A 5,299-nucleotide genomic window follows, 5' to 3' on the forward strand; every position below is an offset into this window, starting at 1 on the left:
GACAAGGCCCGCATGAAGGAAGCCTTCAAAATGGCGGTTTCGCAGATAAAAGAGCAGCTTGGAGAAATGTCTTTTGACCGATATGAAGACGTAGTATTCGTGGGAAAGAGTATAGGCACAGCGCTTGCTGCATACTTCGACAGCGAGCTTGAAGTTGGCGCCAGACAGGTGGTGTTTACGCCGGTTCCGCAAACTTTTGACAGGGTCAGAAAGGGCTCAGGCATTGTCTTTCGCGGGCTTGCCGATCCCTGGTGCGACACAGCAATCGCGGAAGAGAAGTGCGCGGAGCTGGAATTGCCTTTGTACAAGGTAGAAAGAGCTAATCATTCTCTGGAGACTGATGACCCGATGGAGGATTTATCAAATCTTAAGTGGATCATGGATAAGGTAAAAGACTTTTTGGTTGATGGCACTATAGATGCCTGATTTAAAGCTCTCTTGGGGTGCTGAACGGATCGTTCTCGGTATGCTGCCAGTTTCGGTAAGCCTGTGGTGTCATGCCGGTGTACTTCTTAAAGATATCTCCAAAATAGCTTTGGGATGGAAAACATAAATATGACGAAATTCGTCTGATAGGAACATCAGAGAATCGGAGCATGTTTTTTGCAGCTTCGATTCTCTTTTTTCTTGCATATTCCTGTATGCCAATGCCTTCTTCCTTAGTAAAACGTCTTGAAAGATAGGAGGGATTAAGGCCTAAATCGGCTGCCAGTTCTGTAAGTGTGAACTTTCGGTTTAAATGATTCTCTATGTAAGCCTTGGCATTTTCAATATAGGCGTAGTTGCTGCGACGCAATTTCGTTTGGTTAACCTGTTCCGTGAAGATGTAAAAGGCATCTATTTGAATATTTAGTATTTCATCGATGGTATGACACTTTTCCAAAGAACGCAGAAATACATCTGTAAGCGTATATGCTGTGTCTAAGTCAACGCCTCCCCTGACTGCAGCTCTTGATGCAAGCGCAATCGAAATACAAGTCATATATTCAATACTCTTTATAGGCTTATCAGCCATTTTTCCTACACGATTATATATTTCGATATTAATGTCTGCGGTATTTAAACGATCCTCAAGGGCAGAAATATCTCCGTTTTCTATCTGCTTGAAAATCGCTTCTTCCTCAGCCATGGTATGTCTCTGAAGTCCGTCATCTGAATAATCCAGTAAATATGCCTGCAAACGGTCAGAGTAGAATTTAATTTTTGCATTGTTAGTCGTCTTCATACCCAAAATATAACATCTATTCCCCAAAAGTAAAATAAACGATAAAAATACAAAATAAACGATATACCAATCTCTTCACCGGACGTATTATGAGATTAACAAAGACGGAGAACTATTTTCGGAGGTGTGAAATGAAAAACAACAATACAAACACAGCAAACCCGGATAAGATTGGGATCGGTAAATTCTGGGCGTGGCAAAGCAGAGGTGCATCAGCAGCGATCAACTTCATTGTTGTAAGCTTTGTAGCTATTTATTGTACCGATGCTCTGGGGATGCCCCCTGCTCTGGTGGGAACACTTCTAGCAGTAAGTACGGTAATCGATGCTATCACTGACTTGTTTGCAGGATATCTGGTTGACAGGACTAATACCAGATGGGGTAAAGGTCGTCCCTACGAGTGGGCAATCGTTGCTGAATGGATACTGACATTTTTAATGTATTCAACACCGGCAGGAGCAAGCCTTGCTGTTAAGGCAGCATGGATCCTGGTATGTAGAATACTGATAAACAGTGTATGTACCACTCTTTTATCTGCATGTCAGAATCCATATATGATCAGGGCTTTTGGAACCAATAATCAGAGAGTTAAGCTTGCTTCTTTTGGCGGAATAGTAATCATGCTTGCTTCTATTGCGATCAACGTTGCTTTCCCTATTATGATGGCAAATATAGCAACTTCCCCACAAGGCTGGAGTACAATGATATTGTTGATTGCACTGCCTGCAGGATTGATCGGAATAATGAGATTCTTCTTTGTAAAAGAAACTGTGCAGGTTGTAGATGCTTCCGAGCATGAAGAAGTAAAGCTTTCAGACGTATTTTCAGTATTGAAGAACAATCCATATGTTTGGATGGTTGGATTTATGTATTTTGGATACATGTTAGTGTCAGGAATGGGAATTAATTCATATTTCTTTACCTGGGTAATGGGTGATATTACAAAAATGAGCTCAGCAAGTGCTATAGGAATGGTTGCACTGCCTCTGCTGTTTGTTTTTCCGGCAATCATGAAGAAAACAACTAAGAGCATGCTGGTTCAGGTTGGTTGTATTGCGTACATAATAGCCGGCCTTCTCTTATTCTTCTGTTATCATAACTATGGAACGGTTTTATTGGGCTTTGTATTTATGGGATTTGCATCACTTCCAATAACTTATTTAACAGATCTGATGATGTTGGATTGTGGTACTTACAATGCTCACATCAGCAAAAAGAGAATGGACGGAACCATCGGTGCGATCAAAGGATTTTTGGGTAAGATTGGCGGAGCCCTTGGTCTTGGAATGGTAGGATGGCTACTTCAGCTGGGCAATTATGACGGTACATTAACCACGCAGCCGGACAGCGCACTGTTTATGATCAGATTTTTGATAGGAATGATTCCTGTAATTGTTTTTGCAGCAATTGCGATAATGATGATGTTCTACAAAGTAGACGGAATGCTTCCGGAGCTCGAGAAAGAGCAGAATATGCATTAAAACACGAGGATAGTACTATAGAGACATAATCAGAGAAAAGTCGGAGTAAGAATATGAAGAAAGTCGATTTTAACGAAAACTGGAGTTTTAAAACAAAAGACAGAGAACCTGTGGAGCTCACTTTGCCTCATGATGCCCAGCTTTTGGATGGCAGAAGATCTGATTCTCCGGGAGGCAGCGGACATGGATATTTTGTAGGAAATATCTATGAATATGAGAAGTATTTCGAAGCGCCGGCAGAATGGAAGGATTCTCATGTAGAAATTCTGTTTGAGGGCGTATATCGCAATTGTGCAGTGGAACTGAACGGCAAAAAGCTTGGAGAGCATAAATACGGATATACACCGTTTACTTTTGATCTGGATGATGTCCTTAATTATGGCGAAGATAATGTAATAAAGGTCTCAGCAGATAATTCCAAGCTTCCAAACTCAAGATGGTATTCCGGCGGGGGAATCTATCGTCCGGTTTCTCTTGTTATAGGAGGGAAAAGACATATCGCATTCCGTGGAGTAAGAATAACAACTTTAGATATTAATCCTGCCAGACTGCGAGTACAGGTGGATGCAGACGAGGGCAATATCAGTACAGACATCGTGAAGGATGGCGTTGTTATTGCTAATACCTGTGGAAATGATTCAGAGGTGGTTATTGATAACGCAAAGCTTTGGTCGGAGGATACTCCGGAGCTTTATGAGGCTGTAGTTACGCTTGAATGCGATGGGCAGATTGTAGACGAGGTAACAGAGCGCTTTGGCATTCGCAAAGTAACCTGGAGTAATAAAGGTCTTTTCATAAATGGTGTGAATACGCTTCTACGAGGTGGATGTGTTCATCATGATAATGGTGTTATTGGGGCAGCAAGCCTTCCCGAGAGTGAATGGCGCAGAGTCAGGATCCTGAAGGAACAGGGCTTTAATGCCATCAGATCTTCCCATAATCCTGCATCTACAGCGATGCTTGAAGCATGCGACCATTACGGAATGTATGTCATGGACGAAGCTTTTGACATGTGGTATGTGCGTAAGACTAAGTATGACTACGGAATGGATTTCAAGGAATGCTGGCGGTCTGATGTAAGAGCAATGGTTGAAAGAGATTTTAATCATCCATCAGTCATCATGTATTCCATAGGAAATGAGGTTTCTGAACCCGGCAAGCCTGACGGTGTTAAGCAGGGAAAAGAGATCATTGACTTTGTTAAATCTATCGATTCCTCAAGAGCAGTTACCGGTGGCATGAATCTCATGATCATGAGCAATTATGCCAAGGGAAAAGGCCAGTATGACAATGTGGATAAAGAGCAGGCAGTTAATAAGGATGATGATGGAAAGTCCAAAAACGCCAGCCTGATTTTCAATACAATGGCCACATTTATAGGCCCCGGCATGAACAAAGCCGGAAATTCCGACAAGGTAGATAAGCTTACTACACCTATTTTGGATGCTCTTGATATTGCAGGCTACAACTATGCGAACGGCAGGTATCCTATGGAAGGAGAAAAGCATCCTGACAGAGTTGTGGTTGGCAGCGAAACATTTCCATATGAACTGGGCAAAAACTGGGACATGGTGAAGAAATATCCGTATCTTATCGGTGATTTCATGTGGACTGCATGGGACTATATCGGAGAAGCAGGACTTGGCGCATGGTCATATACAGGTGGTATGCCCTTCAACAGGCCATATCCATGGGTTTTGGGAGGCGCCGGAGTAATAGATATTCTGGGCAACCCTGATGCGAGTGCCGGCTTTGCAAAGGTTATCTGGCATATCACAAATAAGCCTGTCATAGGCGTAAGGCCTGTCAATCACCCGGGAGTGCGTGTATCTAAATCTGTTTGGCGCGGAACCAATGCAATTGAGAGCTGGTCCTGGAAAGATTGCGACGGAAACAAGGCGGAAGTTGAAGTCTTTGCTGATGCATGTCAGGTTGAATTGCTGTTGAACGGGAAATCCCTTGGTCGCAAGAAGATAAAGGATTACAAGGCATTTTTCAAGACAAAGTATTCAGCAGGAGAACTGACAGCCATATCCTACGATGAAAATGGAAACAAAATCGCCATGAATTCCCTGCATTCAGCATCTGAGGCGGGAGTTTGTATTGTGCCTGAGAAAGAAAAGTATGAGGCCGGGGATATTGCATATATCAATATAAACATCCAGGATAAGGATGGCATTGTAGAGTCTAACGCTGACAGAGCGCTTAAGGTCTATGTAGAAGGCGGAGAACTTCTGGGCTTTGGAAGTGCAAATCCCTGTACAAAAGAAGATTTCACGAAGGGTGAGTATTCGACTTATTATGGCAGATCACAGGCTATAGTAAGAAAGACATCCAATGATGTATGTTTCATTAAGGTTTCTTCAGGCAATGAAGAGCAGGTAAAGAAGATATGACAACTATGAAAAAACAGGTGTTTAACCCATATCTTATAAGTCAAGGTGAGCTAATATGCGAGCGACTAATTTAAAAATCGACTATCTGATAAATCCCATAGGGCTTGTTAACACAAGCCCTAAGTTTTATTGGAATTGTGAAGGTGGAAAAGAACAAAGCGCATATCAGATTGTCTGCGTACGTGATGAAGAAGTTA

The 5,299-nt window shown here is 42.4% G+C and carries 4 protein-coding genes and 1 pseudogene; 4 read left to right on the forward strand and 1 reads right to left on the reverse strand.

The annotated features are described in order from the left end of the window. Window positions 1-426, forward strand: a pseudogene (locus tag J6O61_RS19140) (hypothetical protein); the annotation flags it as partial. Window position 427: 1 nt separating this feature from the next. Here the strand turns inward: J6O61_RS19140 and J6O61_RS19145 are convergent. Further along, the gene (locus J6O61_RS19145) at window positions 428-1,225 is read right to left on the reverse strand and encodes an AraC family transcriptional regulator (RefSeq protein WP_292215910.1); all 798 of its coding nucleotides are present in this window, start codon (window positions 1,223-1,225) and stop codon (window positions 428-430) included. Window positions 1,226-1,356: 131 nt separating this feature from the next. On the opposite strand from J6O61_RS19145, the gene J6O61_RS19150 reads away from it, so the two are divergent. The 3 genes from J6O61_RS19150 to J6O61_RS19795 form a co-directional block, all read left to right on the forward strand. Beyond that, complete coding sequence (locus tag J6O61_RS19150; RefSeq protein ID WP_292215911.1) at window positions 1,357-2,706, forward strand: MFS transporter; 1,350 nt, start codon at window positions 1,357-1,359, stop codon at window positions 2,704-2,706. A 53-nt stretch (window positions 2,707-2,759) separates the two neighbouring features. Next, on the forward strand, window positions 2,760-5,102 hold the full coding sequence (locus J6O61_RS19155; protein WP_292215912.1) for a glycoside hydrolase family 2 TIM barrel-domain containing protein: 2,343 nt from the start codon (window positions 2,760-2,762) through the stop codon (window positions 5,100-5,102). Between the two features lie 55 nt (window positions 5,103-5,157). Continuing rightward, the coding region (locus tag J6O61_RS19795; protein ID WP_442861717.1) for a hypothetical protein at window positions 5,158-5,299 on the forward strand (142 nt) is incomplete at its 3' end.

This window comes from Butyrivibrio sp., assembly GCF_017635265.1.
GTDB lineage: Bacteria > Bacillota > Clostridia > Lachnospirales > Lachnospiraceae > Butyrivibrio.

Bases quoted from the DNA above. Each gene is read 5' to 3' on its own strand.
- J6O61_RS19145 (WP_292215910.1), bottom strand. From the start codon at position 1,225: ATGAAGACGACTAACAATGCAAAAATTAAATTCTACTCTGACCGTTTG.
- J6O61_RS19150 (WP_292215911.1), top strand. From the start codon at position 1,357: ATGAAAAACAACAATACAAACACAGCAAACCCGGATAAGATTGGGATC.
- J6O61_RS19155 (WP_292215912.1), top strand. From the start codon at position 2,760: ATGAAGAAAGTCGATTTTAACGAAAACTGGAGTTTTAAAACAAAAGAC.